18 protein-coding genes are annotated in these 19,981 nt (G+C 63.8%); 9 read left to right on the top strand and 9 right to left on the bottom strand.

Features of this window, described 5'->3' with window-relative positions; translation table 11 throughout:
* Window positions 1-82: 82 nt before the first annotated feature.
* The gene (locus JWJ88_RS07325; RefSeq protein ID WP_205293465.1) at window positions 83-1,039 is read left to right on the top strand and encodes an L-malyl-CoA/beta-methylmalyl-CoA lyase; all 957 of its coding nucleotides are present in this window, start codon (window positions 83-85) and stop codon (window positions 1,037-1,039) included.
* A gap of 216 nt (window positions 1,040-1,255) precedes the next feature.
* Here the strand turns inward: JWJ88_RS07325 and JWJ88_RS07320 are convergent, their stop codons facing one another.
* Genes JWJ88_RS07320 through JWJ88_RS07300 form a run of 5 tightly spaced genes read right to left on the bottom strand, consistent with a single transcriptional unit; the run spans window position 1,256 to window position 6,530 of the window.
* Window positions 1,256-1,447: a hypothetical protein gene (locus tag JWJ88_RS07320; protein WP_205293464.1), complete on the bottom strand. Its 192-nt coding sequence runs from the start codon at window positions 1,445-1,447 to the stop codon at window positions 1,256-1,258.
* Window positions 1,448-1,480: 33 nt separating this feature from the next.
* Window positions 1,481-3,103 (bottom strand): ABC transporter ATP-binding protein, encoded by a 1,623-nt coding sequence (locus tag JWJ88_RS07315; protein WP_205293463.1) that lies wholly within the window; start codon window positions 3,101-3,103, stop codon window positions 1,481-1,483.
* Window positions 3,100-3,912 (bottom strand): ABC transporter permease, encoded by an 813-nt coding sequence (locus JWJ88_RS07310; RefSeq protein ID WP_205293462.1) that lies wholly within the window; start codon window positions 3,910-3,912, stop codon window positions 3,100-3,102. Before JWJ88_RS07310 ends, JWJ88_RS07315 begins: the two co-directional genes overlap by 4 nt.
* On the bottom strand, window positions 3,909-4,847 hold the full coding sequence (locus JWJ88_RS07305; RefSeq protein ID WP_205293461.1) for an ABC transporter permease: 939 nt from the start codon (window positions 4,845-4,847) through the stop codon (window positions 3,909-3,911). The genes JWJ88_RS07310 and JWJ88_RS07305 overlap by 4 nt, the downstream gene beginning before the upstream one ends.
* 48 nt (window positions 4,848-4,895) lie before the next feature.
* The gene (locus tag JWJ88_RS07300; RefSeq protein ID WP_205293460.1) at window positions 4,896-6,530 is read right to left on the bottom strand and encodes an MFS transporter; all 1,635 of its coding nucleotides are present in this window, start codon (window positions 6,528-6,530) and stop codon (window positions 4,896-4,898) included.
* A 252-nt stretch (window positions 6,531-6,782) separates the two neighbouring features.
* Between JWJ88_RS07300 and JWJ88_RS07295 the strand changes: the two genes are divergently transcribed.
* Entirely contained in the window at window positions 6,783-8,084 is a 1,302-nt protein-coding gene (locus JWJ88_RS07295) for a D-amino acid dehydrogenase (RefSeq protein WP_205293459.1), read from the top strand.
* A 60-nt stretch (window positions 8,085-8,144) separates the two neighbouring features.
* Here the strand turns inward: JWJ88_RS07295 and JWJ88_RS07290 are convergent, their stop codons facing one another.
* The gene (locus JWJ88_RS07290) at window positions 8,145-8,405 is read right to left on the bottom strand and encodes a GlsB/YeaQ/YmgE family stress response membrane protein (protein ID WP_205293458.1); all 261 of its coding nucleotides are present in this window, start codon (window positions 8,403-8,405) and stop codon (window positions 8,145-8,147) included.
* Between the two features lie 316 nt (window positions 8,406-8,721).
* Here JWJ88_RS07290 and JWJ88_RS07285 point away from each other — a divergent pair, with 316 nt between their 5' ends.
* From JWJ88_RS07285 to JWJ88_RS07275, 3 genes are all read left to right on the top strand, one after another.
* The gene (locus JWJ88_RS07285) at window positions 8,722-9,453 is read left to right on the top strand and encodes a L,D-transpeptidase (protein ID WP_205293457.1); all 732 of its coding nucleotides are present in this window, start codon (window positions 8,722-8,724) and stop codon (window positions 9,451-9,453) included.
* A 126-nt stretch (window positions 9,454-9,579) separates the two neighbouring features.
* Window positions 9,580-10,134: a hypothetical protein gene (locus JWJ88_RS07280; RefSeq protein ID WP_205293456.1), complete on the top strand. Its 555-nt coding sequence runs from the start codon at window positions 9,580-9,582 to the stop codon at window positions 10,132-10,134.
* 68 nt (window positions 10,135-10,202) lie between these two features.
* Window positions 10,203-11,114 (top strand): lytic transglycosylase domain-containing protein, encoded by a 912-nt coding sequence (locus JWJ88_RS07275; protein WP_205293455.1) that lies wholly within the window; start codon window positions 10,203-10,205, stop codon window positions 11,112-11,114.
* Between the two features lie 79 nt (window positions 11,115-11,193).
* On the opposite strand, the gene JWJ88_RS07270 is transcribed toward JWJ88_RS07275, so the two are convergent.
* The 3 genes from JWJ88_RS07270 to serB all read right to left on the bottom strand — a co-directional run bounded on the left by JWJ88_RS07270 (window position 11,194) and on the right by serB (window position 14,379).
* Window positions 11,194-12,666 (bottom strand): ABC transporter substrate-binding protein, encoded by a 1,473-nt coding sequence (locus tag JWJ88_RS07270; RefSeq protein WP_205293454.1) that lies wholly within the window; start codon window positions 12,664-12,666, stop codon window positions 11,194-11,196.
* 58 nt (window positions 12,667-12,724) lie between these two features.
* A complete protein-coding gene (locus JWJ88_RS07265) occupies window positions 12,725-13,417 on the bottom strand; it encodes a CDP-alcohol phosphatidyltransferase family protein (protein WP_205293453.1) in 693 nt (230 codons plus the stop codon).
* A gap of 86 nt (window positions 13,418-13,503) precedes the next feature.
* Window positions 13,504-14,379, bottom strand: coding sequence for a phosphoserine phosphatase SerB (gene serB / locus JWJ88_RS07260; protein WP_205293452.1), 876 nt, complete (start codon window positions 14,377-14,379; stop codon window positions 13,504-13,506).
* Between the two features lie 167 nt (window positions 14,380-14,546).
* Between serB and JWJ88_RS07255 the strand changes: the two genes are divergently transcribed.
* The 4 genes from JWJ88_RS07255 (at window position 14,547) to JWJ88_RS07240 (ending at window position 19,954) form a co-directional block, all read left to right on the top strand.
* Entirely contained in the window at window positions 14,547-15,701 is a 1,155-nt protein-coding gene (locus JWJ88_RS07255; protein WP_205293451.1) for a phosphoserine transaminase, read from the top strand.
* Between the two features lie 119 nt (window positions 15,702-15,820).
* Entirely contained in the window at window positions 15,821-17,410 is a 1,590-nt protein-coding gene (gene serA, locus JWJ88_RS07250) for a phosphoglycerate dehydrogenase (RefSeq protein ID WP_205293450.1), read from the top strand.
* 51 nt (window positions 17,411-17,461) lie between these two features.
* The gene (locus JWJ88_RS07245) at window positions 17,462-18,190 is read left to right on the top strand and encodes a metallophosphoesterase (protein WP_205293449.1); all 729 of its coding nucleotides are present in this window, start codon (window positions 17,462-17,464) and stop codon (window positions 18,188-18,190) included.
* A gap of 135 nt (window positions 18,191-18,325) precedes the next feature.
* A complete protein-coding gene (locus tag JWJ88_RS07240; protein ID WP_205293448.1) occupies window positions 18,326-19,954 on the top strand; it encodes a Na/Pi cotransporter family protein in 1,629 nt (542 codons plus the stop codon).
* Window positions 19,955-19,981 lie beyond the last annotated feature (27 nt).

Below are 19,981 nucleotides of genomic sequence, written 5' to 3'. Positions count from 1 at the left end.
CAAAATCAACTTGATGCAGGCGCAGCAATTATCTATCACTTTTGCGACGCCGTTTGAAACATACTTACCTGAAAGGCAAGACATGTCCTTCCGCACGCAACCTCCTGCACCTGCACGCCTGAACCGCTGCCAGCTTTTCGGCCCGGGTTCGCGCGAGTCGTTGTTCGAAAAGATGGCGGGTTCGGCTGCCGATGTCATCAACCTTGATCTTGAGGATTCGGTGGCGCCCGACGACAAGGAACGGGCGCGGCGCAACATCATCCAGGCGATCGGCGATATCGATTGGGGCACCAAGACCCTGTCGGTGCGGATCAACGGGCTGGACACGCCTTACTGGTATCGCGACGTCGTGGACCTGCTGGAACAGGCGGGCGAGCGGCTGGACCAGATCATGATCCCAAAGGTCGGCAATGCCGCCGACATCTATGCCGTGGACGCGCTGGTTACCGCCGTCGAGGCGGCCAAGGGTCGCAGCAAGCGCATCGGGTTCGAGGTGATCATCGAATCCGCCGCCGGCATCACCCATGTCGAAGAGATCGCCGCGGCGAGCCCCCGGTTGCAGGCGATGAGTCTGGGTGCGGCGGATTTTGCCGCCAGCATGGGCATGGCGACGACGGGCATCGGCGGCACGCAGGAAAACTACTACATGCTGCACGAGGGGGCGAAATACTGGTCGGACCCGTGGCACTGGGTGCAGACGGCCATCGTCGCCGCGTGCCGGACCCATGGCGTGCTGCCGGTCGATGGCCCCTTTGGCGATTTCAGCGATGATGAGGGTTTCCGGGCGCAGGCCCGTCGCTCGGCCACCTTGGGCATGGTCGGGAAATGGGCGATCCACCCCAAGCAGGTGGCCTTGGCAAACGAGGTGTTTTCGCCCAGCGAAACCGCCGTGGCCGAAGCGCACGAGATCCTTGCCGCGATGGAGGAAGCCAAGCGGACGGGTGCCGGCGCGACGGTATACAAAGGTAGACTGGTTGACATAGCGTCCATCCGTCAGGCACAAGTGATCGTGCGCCAGGCCGAATTGATCAGCGCCTGAGCAGAACCGGATTTCTGACTGCGAATACCTGGGCGGCTATGCGGGGAGGCTGGCCGCCATTTCAGGGGAGGAGCAACAGGCCCTGCCACCCGCGGGGCCTGTTGTTGTTTGAGCCAACCCCTTCAGACGGCCGAAAAATCTTCCGTAATTCCTATGCTTTGCTGGCCTTAGTTTAAGGCAATCTTTTGGCGCGCGCGCGTGGCTTTTCGTCGCGGCCTAGGCATCGGAATCGCAGGTTTCGCGGCAGGCAGGGCGCGGGGCAAGCGGATCGGGTGTCCGGTTGCGCGGCGCCCAGTCGGGAATCGGTGATTCGGGCATGGCAGGCAGCAAGCCACCGACAAGGTCGCGGTTGCCGGGTCGTTCCGCCTGCGGGCGGGCAGGGTGCCTGTCTTGATCTGCGCGTGCCATTTTCACTTCGCCTTTGAAACGAGCCCGCAGCACCTATGGTGCCGGGGTGACGAGTGCAACCCTGCTGATAGGTTCGTGAACCTGCCATTCCACGGGAATGCGCGGCGTCGCCGCCATCAGGCTTTGCGTATAGGGATGCTGCGGCGCGTCCATCACGGCATGGGTGCGGCCGGTCTCGACGACGCGGCCCTTTTCCATAATCATCACCCGGTCGGTGATCTGGCGCACGACCGACAGGTCATGGCTGATGAACAGATAGGACAGACCGTGGCTGACCCGCAGCCGTGCCAGCAGGTCCAACACCTGTGCCCGCACCTGCACGTCCAGCGCGCTGACCGCCTCGTCCAGCACGATCAGACGGGGTTTGATGATCAGCGCGCGGGCGATGGCGATGCGCTGACGCTGCCCGCCCGAAAATTCGTGGATATGCCGGCGCAGGGCATCGCCGGTGATGCCTACATCAAAAAGCGCCTCGGCCACTTGTTCCCGCCAGTCGCGGGGCAGGCCGGTCAGGTGAAAGGGCTCGGCCACCAGCCGCTCGACCCGCCAGTGGGGATCAAAGCTGCCGAACGGGTCCTGAAACACCACCTGCATCTTGGCGCGCAGTTCCGGTGCCATGGCGCGGCCGGCATGGATTTCTTGCCCATCCAGCAGGACCCGGCCCCCTTGCAATCGGTCCAGGCCAAGGATTGCCCGCGTCAGCGTCGATTTCCCGCAACCGGATTCGCCGACCAGTCCGACGGATTCCCCGGCCTCGATATCAAAGCTGACGTTATCGACCGCGCGCAGGGTGCCGCGCGGCGCGGTCAGGCTGCGGCGGGGCAGGGGATAGTCGCGCACCGCCCCCTGAACCTGCAAAAGCGGGCGTGGCCGGGCCGAGGGCAGCACCAGCCGTGGTTGATGGGTCGAGGCCGCGAAAAGTGCGCGGGTATAGGGATGGGACTGTCGGGTGAAAACTTCTTGGGTCGTGCCCTCTTCGACGATGATCCCGCGCTGCATGACTGCGACGCGATCAGCGATCCCTGCGACGACGGCAAGGTCGTGGGTGATCAGCAACAGCGCCATGCCTTCGTCGCGCACCAGCTCTTTCAGCAGGTCGAGGATCTTGGCCTGCGTGGTCACGTCCAGCGCGGTGGTCGGCTCGTCCGCGATCAGCAGGTCGGGGCGTTCGGCAATGGCCAGAGCGATGGCGACGCGCTGGCGCTGGCCACCCGACAGCTCATGCGGGTAAAGCGTCAGCGGAAAGCGCGGCGCGGTCAGACCGACGCGGTCCAGCCGGTCGCGGGCGCGTGCCAGCGCGGTCTTGCGGTTAAGGCGCTGGTGGATGCGCAGCACCTCGGCAACCTGATCGCCGATATTCATCAGCGGGTTCAGCGCCGTCATCGGCTCTTGAAAGATCATGCCGATGCGTTTGCCGCGGATGCGGCACAGCGCTTGTTCGGGCAGGTCCAGCAGGTTGCGGCCGTCCAGATCCACCCGTCCCTCGGCGTGCATGCCCTCGGGCAGCAGGCCCATGATCGCCAGCGCCGCCATGGACTTGCCCGAGCCGCTTTCGCCGACCAGCCCGGTGATCTGGCCGGGCGGCAACGCCAGGTCGATGCCGCGCAGGATCTCATGCGTGCCGATGCTGACGGTCAGCTTGCTGGTCTCGATCATGGCGACCTGCGCAATCTGGGGTCAAGCGCATCGCGCAATCCGTCGCCCAGCAGGTTCAGGCCCAGCACCGTCACGACGATGGCAAGCCCGGGGATGATGGCCACGTGTGGGGCCAGCGATACCATGGTCTGTGCCTCGGCCAGCATCCGGCCCCAGCTTGGCGTTGGCGGCTGCGCGCCCAGCCCGACATAGCTAAGGCCCGCCTCGGCCAGAATCCCCAGGCTGAACTGGATGGTGCCCTGCACGATCAGCAGGTTGGCGATATTGGGCAGGATGTGCTGCAAGCTGATGCGGGTCGCGCCCTTGCCCGCCACCTGTGCTGCGCGGATATAGTCCAACGTCCAGATCGGCAGCGCGCCGCCCCGGGTGACGCGGGCAAAGACCGGGATGTTGAAGATGCCGATGGCGATGATCGCATTCACCGCCGAGGGCCCCAGCGCCGCCGTGATGAGGATGGCGATGACGAGGCTGGGAAAGGCAAAGACCAGATCGTTGCCGCGCATGACGATTTCATCCAGCCAACTGCCGCTGCGGGCGGCGGCCAGCAGACCCAGCGGCACGCCAAAGCCCATGCCGATCCCGACCGCCACCAGCGCAACGGCGATCGAGGTGCGCGCGCCCACCATGATCATGGACAGCATGTCGCGGCCGAAATGATCGGTGCCCAGCCAATGCTCGGTCGAGGGCGGCAGCAGCTTTTGCGCGATGGCAAGCTGGGTCACGTCGGCGGGCGTCCAGAAGAACGACACCAGCGCCGCGACCAGCGCCAGTCCGGAAAGCAATCCGCCAAGGATCAGCGACCATCTCATCTGCGCAGCCTTGGATCGACCAGCGCATAGGACAGGTCCACAAGAAAGGTGATCAGGATGACCGCAGCAACCAGCACCAGCACCGCGCTTTGCACCACGATCAGGTCGCGTTGAGTGATGGCCTGAAAGATCAGCCGGCCAAGGCCCGGCAGGTAGAATACGTTTTCGATGATGATGGCCCCGGCCAGCAGAAAGGAAAACTGCATGCCAAGAATAGTCAGCACCGGGATCAGCGCGTTGCGCAAGGCATGGCGCGACAGCACCTGCCCGGCGCTCAGCCCCTTGGCGCGGGCGGTGCGGATATAGTCCTGCCCCAGCGTCTCGACCAGGGCCGAGCGCAGCACGCGCGCCAGAATCGCCGCTTGCGGCAGGGCCAGTGCGAAAGCGGGCAGGATCAGCGATTTCAGGGCGGCACCGGGATGGTCCCAGCCCGGAAAGCCGCCCGCCGGCAGCCAGCGCAGCCTGACCGCGAACAGCAGGACGAGCAGCATGGCGAACCAGAAATTCGGCAGCGCGATGCCGACCTGCATCGCCCCCATCACCACCGTATCGCCCCCCCGTCCGCGTCTTGCGGCGGCATACATGCCGATGGGCAGGGCGATGGTCACGGCCAGCGCCAGCGCCATCAGCGCCAACGGCAGCGAAACCTGCATCCGGTCAAGGATCATCCCCGCCACCGGCGTCTTATAGGTAAAGCTGTGCCCCAGATCGCCGCTGAGCACCCCGCCCAGCCAGTGCAGGTAACGCAGCGGCAGCGGCAGGTCCAAGCCCATCTGCTGGCGCAGCGCGGCAACGGTCTCGGGCTGCGCGCCGGTGCCCAGCATGAAGCTGGCCGGGTCGCCCGGCACCAGCTCGACCACCGAAAAAATCAGCGCCGAGGCCACGAGCAGGCTCAGGCCAAGCGAGATCAGGCGGCGGGACACATAGCGCAACATGGGGGAACGCTAGTGTGGGTTTGCGCGCCGGTAAAGCCGCCTTCGCGATCAGGGCACTTCCAGCTTGCCGATCAGGGGCACATCGTCGTCCAGACTGACGGTGTGGCGTTCGATCATGCGGTGGACAAGGGGCGGCTCGGAACTGCGGTGCAGCTTGTTGAGATCCTGATACGTTTCGAAGTCGGCCTTGGTGCGGCGCAGGTTGTGGCGGATATATTCGTCCCAGGTGGCGATGTGATAGCTTTCGGTCCAACGCTCGGGGTGTTCCAGATCGCGTAGCAGCGCCCAATTGCGCGCCCCGTCACGGCGTCGGATATTGCGGCGCAACGCCATGAGGCGCAGGAACTCGGGCACGTCTAACTGGTCGATTTCGTAATCGATCATGATCATGACCGGCCCCGAGCGGCCCCGCAGGTCCAGCGCCAGCTCGGGTTCGCGAAAGCGGTTCACGGGATCGAGGTCCAGCGTGCCAAATTCCGGGATGCGCAGCCAGTGACCCAGAATCGCGCCCAGAAACAGGGGTACCGCAGCCGCGATCAGCGCCGTGTCCAGATCGTAACTGTTGGCGACCGAACCCCATGTCCAACTGCCCGCCGCCATGCCGCCAAAGACCGCCGTTTGGTAAAGCGCTAGCGCACGCGCCACCACCCAGCGCGGCGTCGAAAGCTGCACCGTCACGTTGAACAGCGACAGCGCCAGCACCCAGCTTGCCCCGGCAGGCAGCATGGCCAGTGCATGCAGCCAAGTGCTTTCGGTCAAGGCCAGCATCAGGGCCGAGGCCCCGAAGGCGGCAAAGGCCACGCGGACCACGTTTTCATTGTCCAGCCGCTCGCGCACCAGCGGGTTGATCAGAGCACCGAAGATGGCGCCCAGCCCAAAGCAACCCAGAAGCAGGCCGAACAGCAGTGAACCGCCCACCGGATTCTGCTTGGCGACCAGCGGCAGCAGCGACAGGATGACGATGGCCGAGAAGCCGAACAAAGCTCCGCGCGACAGCACTCGCATAAGGTTCGGCGACAGGGCCACGTAACGCAGCCCCGCGCCCACGGCGGCGACAAAGGGTTCGGGCGTGGTGGTGCGGGGCGGGGTTACCGGATGCCAACGCGCCAATGTGCCAAGCAGGGGAATATAACTGAGGGCATTGACGGCAAACGCTGCCGCCGCGCCGAAGGCTGCGGTGATGATGCCGCCCACCGCCGGGCCGACGCTGCGCATCAGGTTGAAACCCACCGAATTCAGCGAGACCGCCGCCGGCAGATCGTCGCGCGGCACCAGATCCTGCATGCTGGCCTGCCAGGGCGGGTTGTAGATCGCCTGCCCGACACCGATCAGAAACGTCAGCGACAAAAGCAGCAAGGGCGTCATCAAGCCCTGCCACGTCAGCACCGCCAGCAGGATCGAGACTATGGCCATGAATATCTGCGCGCCCAAAAGCAGCGTGCGGCGATCAAAGATGTCGGCCATCGCGCCCGAAAGCAGCGCAAACAGCATGATCGGCAGCGTATTCGATGCCTGCACCAGCGCGATCAGCGTTGCCGAACTGGTCAGCTGCGTCATCATCCATGCCGCGCCTACCGCCTGCACCAGTCCCCCGAAATTCGAGATCAGTGTCGCCGACCAGAGCAGGCGGAAGTCAGGGTGGCGCAATGGGGCAAAAGGGCTCTTGCGGGCAGGGGCTGGCATAATCCGTTAAACCTAGGGCGCAATGCGTCAACCTTAGGCAAGGCCACCTCCGCCTGCAATCGCGATGGCCGATTCTTTCCAGAGGGGGTATTCTTTCATGATTTACACATATACTCGAACATTATTCGAATAAAACAATAATATACGATGGATAATTGTGTATTACTGCCAGTTTGACGATGAAATTCGGATTTCATTTCTGAACCGATTGGTATTCTTGCCCTCAGTTCGAATTTCGGGGGGTGCGCGAACATGAAGGTCATCATTCTGGGGGCAGGTGTCCTGGGTGTCACTTCGGCCTGGTATCTGGCCAAGGCGGGACATGAAGTGACGGTGATCGACCGGCAGGACGGCCCGGCGCTGGAGACCAGCTTTGCCAATGCTGGTGAGATCTCGCCCGGCTATTCATCGCCTTGGGCGGCGCCCGGTGTTCCGCTCAAGGCGCTGAAATGGATGTTCCAGCGCCATGCGCCACTGGTTTTGCAGCCCAAGCTTGACTGGCAACGGGTGTCGTGGATGGCGCGGATGCTGGCCAACTGCACCTCCTCTGCCTATGCCGTCAACAAAAGCCGCATGGTCCGGCTGGCCGAATACAGCCGCGACTGTCTGAGCGAACTGCGGGCAGAAACCGGCATCCAATATGACGAGCGCACTCAGGGCACCTTGCAGGTGTTCCGCAAGCAGCAGCAGCTGGAGGCGGCAGGCAAGGATATCGAAGTGCTCAAGGCCGATGGCGTGCCGTTCGAGCTGCTGGACCGCGACGGCTGCGTCGCCGCCGAGCCGGGGCTGGCGAACTCTCGCGAATTGCTGGTCGGCGGGCTGCGCTTGCCGGGGGATGAAACCGGTGACTGCTTTATCTTTACCAACCGCTTGGCCGAAATGGCGGTTGCAGCGGGCGTCACCTTCCGCTGGGGCGTCACCATCGATGGGCTGGAGGCCGAGAGCGGCCGCGTTGCCGCGGTGCGCACCGACAAGGGCCGGCTGACCGCCGACCGCTATGTTCTGGCCATGGGCTCTTATTCGCCGCGGATGGTGCGGCATCTGGGACTGAAGCTGCCGATCTATCCGCTCAAGGGCTATTCGCTGACCATCGACATTCAGGACGAATCGCGCGCGCCCGTCTCGACCGTCATGGATGAGACCTACAAGGTTGCGATCACCCGGCTTGGCGACCGTATCCGCGTCGGCGGCCTGGCCGAGATTGCCGGCTATGACCTGAGCCTGAACCGGCGCCGGCACGAGACTTTGGCGAAATCGGTGGGCGAATTGTTCGGCGGTGCCGGTGATGCGGAAAAGGCGCTGTTCTGGACCGGGCTTCGGCCGATGACGCCGGATGGCACGCCCATCGTCGGTGCGACGCCGATCCCGAACCTTTATCTGAACACGGGTCATGGCACACTGGGCTGGACCATGTCGGCGGGCTCGGGGCGGCTGATCGCCGATCTGATCTCGGGTCGCAATCCCGACATCGCAGCCGAGGACCTGGGCTATGCCCGCTATCTGCGTGGGACAAAGGCCGCCGCCCGGCCCAAGTTGCAGCCCGTCAACGCCTAGACATCACCACAAACAAAAAAAGGGGACCCAAAGGTCCCCTTTTTCGCGTTTGGACCGAGGTCAGGCCCGCTTGATAAGCTGCAGAATCACCAGCAGGATCACTGCGCCGATCGTTGCAAAGACGATCGTTCCAAGGATCGGGGCCGTGGCACCAAGCCCAAGGCCAAGCATGGGAAACAGCCAGCCCGCGATTATGGCGCCGACGATGCCGATAACGATGTTCATCAGCAGGCCCTCGCCATGGCCTTTGACGATCTGCCCGGCCAGCCAGCCAGCGATCGCACCGATGATAAGAGTGATGAGCAAGGCGGTCAGGGTCATGAAGCGCGTCCTTTTCATGGTTCGGCCGGAGGACCGGTCTGACAGCGTAACGATTCCCGCGCGCTAGGAGTTCCAACGCCTTGCAGGACCGATTTTGCCCAAACGCGCGCGGAAAATCGCGCGTTTGGGCAACAGTTTGGTAACGATTGCGCATATCCGCAGGGTCCGAGGCTTGACGCCGCAGCACGGGGAAGGCTGATACATAGGTGGAAATCATGCCCACCCTTTGCTCGGGATGGGCACATCATTCGATGCAATATCACTGCTGCCACGGCCGCGTCCCCTGGGGCGCGGCGCGTTACGAAGGGAAATACCGATGCGCCTTGCTCCGCTTATGCTGGCAATGGGCCTTGGCCTTGCCGCCTGCGCTCCGACCCCGCAGACCCCGACCACGCCGCCCGATCAGGGCGTCTATGGTGCGCGGGTCGATACCGGCCCGAATGGCGAGCCGATCGAGATTCACTCTGTCCGCCCCGCCTACCTGACTGAGCGTAACCGCCGCCAGCGCGTGGCCTATCACGGCCCCGAGGCGGCGGGCACCATCGTCGTCGATCCCTATGCGCGCTTTCTTTATCACGTGCTGGGGAATGGCGAGGCGATGCGCTATGGCGTCGCGGTCGGTCAGGCGGGCAAGAATTTTCAGGGCAGGGCGACGATCGGCCGCAAGCATGCGTGGCCCAGCTGGACGCCCACCGCCAACATGGTTCGCACCCAGCCTGAGCTTTACGGTCCGCTGAAGGGCGGGTTGAAGGGCGGTGTGGACAACCCGCTGGGGTCGCGTGCGCTTTATCTTTATAACGGCGGCCGCGACACCATGTATCGCATTCATGGCACCATGGACCCGTCCTCGGTCGGCAAGGCGACTTCGGCCGGCTGTATCCGTCTGTTCAACCAGGACATCATGGATCTGTTCAACGAGATTCCCAGCGGCACCGCTGTCAAGGTCCGAACGCAGGCCGAAAGCCTGGCACTGGAAGGGCCGCAGGTCCAACTGCCCAACGGTTATCTGGCCTCGGCCGATGAAGTGCAGACCGCGGCGGCGCAGTAACCTCTTACGATTTGCACGCTTTCCATGCCCCGGCCCGACCAAGGCCGGGGCATTCTTTTCTGGTCAGCATCGGCGGCACATGGCAGGTTCTGCCTGCATAGCGCCCGAGCCCAGAGGAGAAAGCCCATGGCCAAGCCCGACGATCAGTCCGCCGTCGCCTCGCGCGATCTGGATGCGCTTGTCGAACAGACCCAAACTGCCGCGCTGCGCCTGTTGGATCAAAGCGCGCTGGAAGCGTTGCAGCGCGATCTGCGCGCCATGAAGGAAAGCGAGCAGGACGATGCAGTGCGCAAGGCACTGGGTCTGGCGCTGCGCCGTGCCGGTGCCGAAAGGCGCCATCGCAAGGCACAGGGCGAGCAGGCACCGGAGGCCGCGGCAACGCCAGCGCCGTTTGCAGAGTTAGCCGCAGAACCGGCACCCGTGCCGGCGGGGAAGGCAAAACCCCTGCATTCGCTTGGCCGTAAACCCGACAAGACCGAGCGAAAGCGGATCAAAGAGGCCGAGAAGGCCGAGAAAAAGCGCGTGAAAGAAGCTGAAAAAGCCGAGCGCAAGGCTGCGAAACAAGCTGCGAGAGATGCTGCCAAGGCTGAGCGCAAGGCCGCCAAGACTGCGCAGGCCGATCCGAAGCCGGCCAAGACCACCGGTAAGGACAAGGCCGGCAAGGGCAGAAAGGCCGATTGAGCAAGGGCGCGGTTTTCAAGCCGCGCCTTGGCTGCTATCTGAAACCCGTTCCATTGTCCGAGTCTCGCATGCGTCGTCTGGTCCTGATCCTTGCCGCCGTGCTGGCCGCAAGCGCTGCCCCCGCCTATGAAGCCGTGGATGCGCTGCTTGGCTTGCGCGCGCCCCGGCCGTCGGACAAGCTGCGCTGCACCGACGATGGACGTTATTGCATCTCGGTCGCGACCTATGTGCCCGACGTTTGCCTGGCGATCGAGCGGGCGGCAGGGCAAAATGGGCTGGACCCGCATTTCTTTGCCCGCCTGCTGTGGAAGGAAAGCCTGTTCGAGCCCGGCGCGATCAGTCCGGTCGGCGCCATGGGCATTGCGCAATTCATGCCCGGCACGGCCGAGATGGTCGGGCTGGACGATCCTTTCAACCCGGCCAAAGCCATCGAGGCCTCTGCGCGCTATCTGGCGACGCTGAGCACCAGCTTTGGCAATGTCGGACTTGCCGCGGTCGCCTATAACGGTGGCGAGAACCGGGCGGCGCGCTTTGTTTCGCAAAACGGAAGCCTGCCGTGGGAGACGCAGGACTATGTCCAGGCGATTACCGGCCAGACGGCCTGGATCTGGCGCGACAACCCCCCGGCCAGGCTGGACGTGCGGTTGGACAAGGAACAGCCGTTCCGGCAAGCCTGCATCGATCTGGCCGGCAAGCGCAAACTGCGCGAGTTCCAGACCCCCGAGCACCCCTGGCCCTGGGGCGTGATCGTGGCCACGCATCCCAGCCAGTCCGGGGTCAACCAGCAGGTCGCACGGCTGAACCGGCAGTTGCGACCGATCCTGGGCGGCAAGCGCGTCAGCTATGTGCATCGCAAGGTCTCGGGCGGGCCGCGAAAGCTGTATACCGCGCAGATCGGCTATTCTTCGAAGACCGAGGCCCATTCGTTCTGCAACCGGCTGCGCAGTCTTGGTGGGCGCTGTCTGGTGCTAAAGAACTGAGAGCGCCGCGCCGGTAGCACTGTTTTTTGGGTATTTGGGCAACAGAGAAGAGCGGGCGAGGTGCCCCTGATCCCTTGTCTTATTCCTTCCAATATACGGCGGTCAGGTCGTTGGCTGGCATGGGGGTGTTCTCCCAAAGCCCCTTGATCTCGGCCTTGGCGACGCCGGTTTTGGCCAGTTGGAACAGGAAGGCGTTGGCGTAATCACCGGCAAGGATTTCCTGCGCCTGTTTCAGCAGCGTCGAGCGGTCGGCCGGTTCGGTGGCGGCGTTGAGTAGGGTCATCACCTCGTCGAAGGCCGGGTTGCGATAGTTGAAGTAATAATCCTTGCGGCCGTAGATATCTATGTCCATCGGCTCGACATGGCTGATGATGGTCAGGTCGTAATCGGCGTTCTTGAACACCTGTTCCAGCCATTGCGCCCATTCCATGTTGGTGATCTGGGTCTGGATGCCCACGGCGCGCAATTCGGCCGCGATGATCTCGCCGCCGCGCCTCGCGTAAGGGGTGGGCGGCAGGGCCAGGCGCAGGGTCAGGTTTTCGGCGCCTGCCTCGGCCAGAAGTTTTCTGGATTGCTCGGGGTCGTGTTGCGATTTTCCGGTCAGATCGACGTAATCGGGGTGGTGCGGCGCGAAATGCGTGCCGATGGGCGTGCCATAGCCGAACATTGCCCCATCGATGATTTCCTGGCGGTTGATGGCATGCGCGATGGCCTGACGCACCCGGATATCCGCAAGGGCAGGGTTCTTGTGGTTCATGGCCAGGATGGTTTCGCCCTCGGTCGTGCCGACCAGCACCTTGAAGCGTGGATCGGCCTGAAGCTGGGACAGGGTTTCGGGCGCGGGGTAGATTGGGAAGGCGTCGATGTCGCCCGCCATCATGGCCGCGAAAGCGGCGCTGGGGTCGGAGATGAAGCGGAAGGTGGCGGTTTTCAGCGCCGGTTTCCCGCCCCAGTAATCGTCGAAAGCGTCGAGTCGGATATGATCGCCCTGCCGCCATTCGCCGAAACGGAAGGGGCCGGTGCCGACCGGCTTGGTAGCGATGTTCTGGATGCTGGCCTCATCAACCATCACCGCGTCGCCCCATGCCATCTTGAAGGGGAAGCCGCCATCGGGGGCTTTCAGCGTGACGCGGACGGTGGTGGGATCGACGGCCTCGACCGTCTCGATGCCTTCGAACAGGGCTTTCTGGGCGTTGGTGCTGTCGGGCGCCCGCGCGCGATCCAGCGAGAAGATTACGTCTTGCGCGTCGAAGGCGCTGCCGTCGTGGAAGGTTACGCCGGGGTGCAGGTGGAAGACATAGGACTTGCCGCCGTCCTCGGCCTGCCAGCTTTCGGCCAAGCCGGGTTGCACGCTGCCGTCCGGGCCGATGCGGGTCAGCCCTTCGAAGACATTGGCGTAGACCACTTCGTCGATGGCGGCCGCGGCGCCTCCGGTCGGGTCCAGGTTCGGCGGCTCGAGCACCATGGCCAGCGTGATCGAATCCGGCGCCGCCAGCGCCGGCGTGGCCAGTACCGTGGCCATCGCAGCCGCCTGCATGAATCGTGCAAACATCCCTGTCCCCCTTATGGGCTGATCCCTTGGCGCACATTCCGGGTAAAATGCCCGGCGATCAACCCCGTCGCTCGGTCAATTGCTGGGCGAGGCCCGCGAACATCAGCCATAGCGAACTGAGCAAGAGTCCCCAGCGGGCAAAGCTTTCGGGGTGAAAATCGACCAGCACCGCCCAGACAGAAAAGCCCACCCAAGCGACCGTGACAGGCAGCGAGATCAGCCGCCAGCGTTCGGTCCTGACGGGGTGGATGAATTTGACATTGGTGAACATGGTGATGGCCAATGCCACGACGATGATGAGGGTCAGCCAGAAATTCGGCTTGGTGGCAAACAGCACCAGCACCACCATGTTCCAGCAGGCCGGGAAGCCCGCAAAGGAATTATCCTTGGTTTTCATGCGCGTGTCGGCGAAATATATCACGCTGCCATAGGTGATGGCGATGATCGCGATCCAGCCTGTCCAGCCGGGCAAAAGCCCCGACATGAACAGCGCATAGGCCGGGATGAAGACATAGGTCAGGTAGTCGATGATCAGGTCCATCAACACGCCGTCATAGGTCGGCCAGTTGGTCTTGACGTGATAGCGCCGCGCAAGGGGACCGTCGATGCCGTCGACGATCAGCGCGATGACCAGCCAGAAAAACATCTGCGACCATTCGGCCCTTGCCGCAGCCAGCAGGGCAAGCATCGACAGCACCGCTCCGGTCGCGGTCAGCAGATGCACGGACAGGGCTTTCATGCGCCGATTCATCCCTTGCTTCTGTCACCGAACGGTCATGATCGCAAGTTCGTGTAGACGGACGGCGGACGCTTTGCCGCAGCGTGATGCGCAGATGCCTATGCCGCGAACTCCTCGGCCGCATAGCCCTGAAGATAGAGCAGCGCGGTCAGGTCGCCGTGATTGATTCGCAGATCCACCTGCGCTGCGACCACTGGTTTGGCATGCAATGCGACACCCATGCCGGCGAGTTTGAGCATGTCGAGATCGTTCGCGCCGTCGCCCACCGCCAGCACATCCACGGGCGAAAGCCCGCGCTCGGCGGTGATTTCGCGCAGTGCCTGAACCTTGGCCTCGCGGCCCAGGATCGGCAGGGCGACATGGCCGGTCAGCACCCCGTCTTCGGCAAGAAGGGTATTGGCGCGATGTTCCTGAAACCCGAGCGCCTGAGAGACCGGACCGGTAAAGACGGTGAAGCCCCCCGATACCAGCGCCGTATAGGCTCCTTGCGCGCGCATCGTGGCAACCAGTTCCCGCCCGCCGGGGGCAAGCGTGATGCGGCTGTCCAGAACCGCCCCGATGGCGGTTTCGGGCAGGCCGGCCAGCAGGTTGACGCGGGCAAGCAGGGCTTCGTGGAAATTCAGTTCTCCGTTCATCGCCTGTGCGGTGATGGTGGCGACTCGCTGGCCCACACCTGCGAAATCGGCCAGTTCGTCGATACATTCCTGTTGGATCATGGTCGAATCCATATCCGCCAGCAGCACCGCCTTGCGCCGGCCCCGGGTGGGCTGGATCGCAAGATCGAAGCCCTCGGCCTGCAGCCGTTCCCAGACCTGCCAGAAATCCGCGGGTTCCGCGGCCAGCGGGAATTCGGCGGCGATGCCCTGCGCCAGCCAGATCACATGGCCGCCATTCCACGCGCTGCGCAGGTCGTCGACCAGAGAGGCGGGCAGATCCGCGCGGCTGGGCGCGGCGAGTAGGGTGACGGTGAACATGGACACTCCGGGCCGGTTGGGATGGCGCAGCACTAGCCCAAAGCGGGGGGCGGCTTCAATCTGCCGCAGCCGTCGAATTTTTCCTTGCGGGAATCTTTCGACGGCGCTAAGGCCGTCAGCGGGACACGCCGCCCCAACGCGGCGCTTATAGCTGGAAGGCTAACATCATGAGCAAGACTGCTCCGGCCGCGCGGCCGGCAAATCCGCGCTTTTCTTCGGGCCCCTGTGCCAAGATCCCCAATTTCTCGCTGGACATGCTTGCAGACGCGCCGCTGGGCCGCTCGCATCGTGCCGCTGTCGGCAAGGCCAAGCTGGCCGAGGCCATCAACCTGACCCGCGAGGTGCTGGACGTTCCCGAAGGCTATCGCATCGGCATCGTTCCCGCCTCGGATACTGGCGCCGTCGAGATGGCGCTGTGGTCGCTTCTGGGTGCGCGCAAGGTCGAGATGCTGGCTTGGGAGAGCTTTGGCGAGGGCTGGGTCACCGATGTGGTCAAGCAACTCAAGCTGGATGCCGTGGTGCGCAAGGCACCCTATGGCCAGATCGTCGATTTCACGCAGGTCGATTTCAACAATGACGTGGTCTTTACCTGGAACGGCACCACTTCGGGCGTGCGGGTTCCCAATGGCGACGCGATCCCGGCCGATCGTGCCGGCCTGACCATCTGCGATGCTACCTCGGCGGCATTCGCCATGGATCTGCCCTTTGACAAGCTGGATGTCGTGACCTTCAGCTGGCAGAAGGTTCTGGGCGGCGAAGGCGCGCATGGCGTGCTGATCCTGTCCCCGCGCGCCGTCGAGCGGCTGGAAACCCATACCCCCGCATGGCCGCTGCCGAAGATTTTCCGCATGACCAAGGGCGGCAAGCTGATCGAAGGCATCTTCAAGGGCGAGACCATCAATACGCCTTCGATGCTGTGCGTCGAGGATTATATCGTCGCGCTGAAATGGGCCAAGGGGCTGGGTGGCCGCAAGGCGCTGATCGGCCGCGCCGAGGCGAATGCAAAAGCCGTGCGCGACTTTATCGCGGGCCGTGACTGGATCGCCGATCTGGCCGAGGATCCGGCCACGGCCTCGACCACGAGCGTTTGCCTGAAATTCACCGATCCCCGCATCAAGGATGGCGCCGCCTTTGCCAAGGCCGTCGCCAAGCGGCTGGAGAAGGAAGGCGTGGCGCTGGACGCTGGCGCCTATCGCGATGCGCCGGCGGGTCTGCGGATCTGGTGCGGGTCGACGGTCGAGACCTCGGATGTCGCGGCGCTGATGCCGTGGATCGAGCATGCGTTCGAAGCCGAGATCGAGGCGCAGGCGGAAATCGCCTGAACGGTCTGCCGGACCGGGGGCGCTGCCCCCGGACCCCCGGGATATTTATTCACGAAAGAAGATGAGATGCGGGGGCGTCAGGTTCCCGCACCGGCCCCGTATATCCAGAGGATAGAGAAATGCCCAAGGTTCTTGTTTCGGACAAGCTTTCGGAAACCGCCGTTCAGATCTTTCGCGATCGCGGCGTCGATGTCGATTACCTGCCGGATGTCGGCAAGGACAAGGAAAAGCTGGCTGAGATCATCGGCCAATACGATGGTCTGGCCATTCGGTCTGCCACCAAGGTGACGGCGAAGCTTTTGGAAGGTGCAACCAACCTGAAGGTGATCGGCCGCGCCGGGATCGGGGTCGATAACGTCGATATTCCGGCGGCCTCGAAAAAGGGCGTGATCGTGATGAACACGCCTTTCGGCAACAGCGTCACCACCGCCGAACATGCCATCGCGCTGATGTTCGCCGTGGCGCGGCAACTGCCCGAGGCCAGCGTCTCGACCCATGCCGGCAAGTGGGAGAAGAACCGCTTCATGGGGGTCGAGCTGTTCAACAAGACCCTGGGCATCATCGGGGCCGGCAATATCGGCTCGATCGTGATCGACCGGGCGTTGGGCTTGCACATGAAGGTTCTGGCGTACGATCCCTTCCTGTCGGAGGACCGTGCCAAGGAACTGGGCGTGAAGAAGGTCGAGCTGGACGAGTTGCTGGCCAAGGCAGATTTCATCACCCTGCATGTGCCGCTGACCGACAAGACCCGCAATATCCTGTCGCGTGAAAACCTGGCCAAGACCAAGAAGGGCGTGCGCATCGTCAATGCCGCGCGCGGCGGCTTGATCGATGAGGAGGCGCTGGCAGAGCTGCTGAAATCGGGCCATGTCGCTGGTGCTGCCCTGGACGTCTTTGCCACCGAGCCGGCCACGGAAAGCCCGCTGTTCGGTCTGCCGAACGTGGTGGTCACGCCGCATCTGGGCGCCGCGACGACCGAGGCGCAAGAGAACGTTGCCCTGCAAGTGGCCGAGCAGATGTCGGATTACCTGCTGACCGGGGCGGTGCAGAATGCGCTGAACATGCCCTCGGTCACGGCCGAAGAGGCGGCGGTGATGGGGCCGTGGCTGAAACTGGCTGGTCATCTGGGTGCCTTCATCGGCCAGATGACCGACGAGCCGATCAAGGCCATCAACGTGCTTTACGACGGGCTTGCCTCGGAGATGAACCTCAAGGCGCTGAACGCCGCAGTGATTTCGGGCGTGATGAAGGCCACCAACCCCGACGTGAACATGGTTTCGGCGCCGGTGATGGCGGCCGAGCGCGGCGTGCAGGTGGCGACGACAACGCAAGGCAAGTCGGGCGTTTATGACGGCTATATCAAGGCAACCGTCGTGACCGATACGCGCGAGCGTTCGATTGCGGGCGCCGTGTTCAGCGACGGCAAGCCGCGCTTTATCCAGATCCGCGGCATCAACGTCGATGCCGAGATCGGCGAGCACATGCTGTACACCCGCAACAGGGACGTCCCGGGCGTCATTGGGGCATTGGGCATGACGCTGGGCGATCTGGGGGTGAACATCGCCAACTTTACGCTGGGCCGGACCAAGTCCGGGGATGATGCCATCGCCATCCTGTATCTGGATGAACCGTTGAAGCCAGAGGCGCTGGAGGCACTGCGTGCCACCGGCAAGTTCCTGCAGGTGCGTCCGCTGCAATTCGAGGTTTAACCTTCCCAGCCCCCGGATTACGGTCCGGGGGTTTTCATTTGCGGGGGCGGCATGCGGACCTATGCCATCGGCGATATTCACGGCCATCTGGAACTGCTCAAGGCGGCGCATAATCTGATCGCCCGCGACGATGCGGCGCGGGGTGGGGGCGGCACGCTGGTCCATGTAGGCGATCTGCTGGATCGGGGTCCGAATTCGCGCGGCGTGGTGGATTACCTGATGCGCGGCCAATCCGAGGGAAGGCCGTGGGTCGTCCTTTGCGGCAATCACGACCGTTTCCTGCCGCGCTTTGCCGTGCAGCCAGAATGGATCGATCCGGGGCTGGCGTCGGGGCGGCACTGGCTGGACCATGACTCGCTCGGTGCGCCCGAGACGCTGGCCTCCTATGGTGTCGAGATCCGTGACCACGACCGAACCCGCGCCGATACGCTGCGCGCGGTGCCCGAGGCGCATCTGCGCTGGCTTGCCGGGTTGCCGCTATGGCATCTGATTCCGCAGGCGCTGTTCGTCCATGCAGGAATTCGTCCGGGCGTCGATCTGTCGCGGCAGACCGAACATGACCTGGTCTGGATCCGTAAGGGCTTCCTGAATGATATCACCGATCACGGCATTCTCGTGGTGCATGGCCACAGCCCGGTTCAGCGGGTGACGCATTTTGGCAACCGTCTGGCCATCGATACCGGCGCGGCCTATGGCGGGCCGCTGAGCGTGGTGGTCTTTGATGAAACCGGGTTGCATCTGCTGACCGAGGCGGGCCGCGAGCCGATTACCGCGCCCTGAGTCGGGCCATGTGGCATGGCTGCCATCAACCGGCGGGAAATGCCTCAAATCCCCGGCATCCATTGACCCGGGGACAATAGAGGCCAAATATCACCGAAGGTATGCGCCCTTCGCGGCGCCAGGAGGTGAAGCGCCGTGCAGTCCGTTTCCGTCATCTTTCAGCTTGCCGGCGCTGTGGCGCTGCTGCTTTTCGGGCTTGGATTGGTCCGCGACGGGATGGTGCGTGCCTTTGGCGTCAGGCTCAAGATGGTGCTGGGGCGGGGGACGCGCAACGGATTGCGGGCGTTTGTCTCTGGTCTGGTGGCGACGCTGGGGCTGCAAAGCTCGACCGCCACGGCGCTGATGACGGCGTCCTTTGTCGATCGCGGCATGATCCGGCCCCGCATGGCGCAAATCGTGTTGCTGGGCGCCAATCTGGGCACGGCGCTGACGGCGTGGATCGTCGCTTCGGGGATCGAGGCGCTGGTGCCGGTGCTGTTGCTGATCGGCTATATTTTGCGCCGGCAGGATCGCAAGGGCTGGTCGGGGGCGGGGCTGGCGCTGATCGGCATTGCGCTGATGCTATTGTCGCTGACGCTGCTGAGCCTGGCGACCGAGCCGCTGCGGGAATCTGCTGCCATGGCGGCGTTCCTGGCGATGCTGGGCAATGCCTGGCCGGTGGCATTGGCCATCGCTGCAGGGCTTGCGGTTATCTGCTCGTCTTCGCTTGCGGTGGTGATGCTTGTGCTGTCGCTGGGCATGGACCCGGCTTTGACGGTCGTGCTGGTGCTTGGCGCCAATCTGGGCGGGGCGATACCCCCCGTGTTGGCGACGGCGGGGCAGGGTATCGCCGCCCGTCGCGTCGCCTTGGGCAACCTGATCGTGCGCGGCATCGGCTGCCTTGTCGCACTGCCCCTGGCCGGGCAGGCGGCGCAGCTTCTGACCTTGGTGCCCTTGCCGGAAACCGGGCTGGCGGTCGAGGCGCATCTGACCTTCAACTTGGCGCTGGCTGCGGTGATCTGGCCCTTCTCGGGACTCGTCACACGCCTGACCGGCGTGATCCTGCGCGAGGATGAGCCCACGCCGCCGATCGAGGCGCAGCTTCTTGATGGCAACGCGCTGGATACTCCCGCCGTGGCACTGGCCCGGGCTAGCCGTGCGGCGCTGGCCATCGGCGATGCCATCGAAAGGATGCTGCATCAGGCCCGCACCGCATTCGCGCGCGGTGACGACGCGCCTCTGGCCGAGGTTGCGGTTCTGGAAGAGCGCGTGGACCGCATGCAGCAAGAGATCAAAAGCTTTCTGTCTCGTCTTGGTCGCGACGCGGGCGAGGATCAACGGCGCCAAGCCATCACCATTCTGGACTACGTGATCAACCTCGAACATGTCGGCGATATCATCGACAAGGGGCTCGCCCCCGAGATCCGCAAGAAAGCGGCGCTGTCGCTGCGCTTTTCCGAAGAGGGCTACGGGGAACTCGACGGGCTGTTCCTGATGACCATCGAAAACCTGCGGCTTGCCCAGACCGTATTCATGACCCGCGACCGTGATCTGGCGCGCCAACTGATGGAAGAAAAGGTCGAGATCCGCCGGTTGGAGCGTATGTCGGCGCAGCGCCACCTGATGCGGCTGCGCGAGGGGCGGGCGGACAGCCAGCAGACCTCGTCGCTGCATCTGGACATTCTGCGCGACCTGAAGCGGGTGAACGCGCATATCGTCTCGGTCGCCCATCCGATTCTGGATGAGGCGGATCTGTTGATCGAAAGCCGGTTGAAAACTGGCTAGCTGTCCGTGGCCGATAGGCTGCGCGAA

Origin of the sequence: Paracoccus methylovorus (genome assembly GCF_016919705.1) — a bacterium.
Taxonomy (GTDB): domain Bacteria; phylum Pseudomonadota; class Alphaproteobacteria; order Rhodobacterales; family Rhodobacteraceae; genus Paracoccus; species Paracoccus methylovorus.
This window is presented reverse-complemented; position numbering and strand designations above follow the sequence as displayed.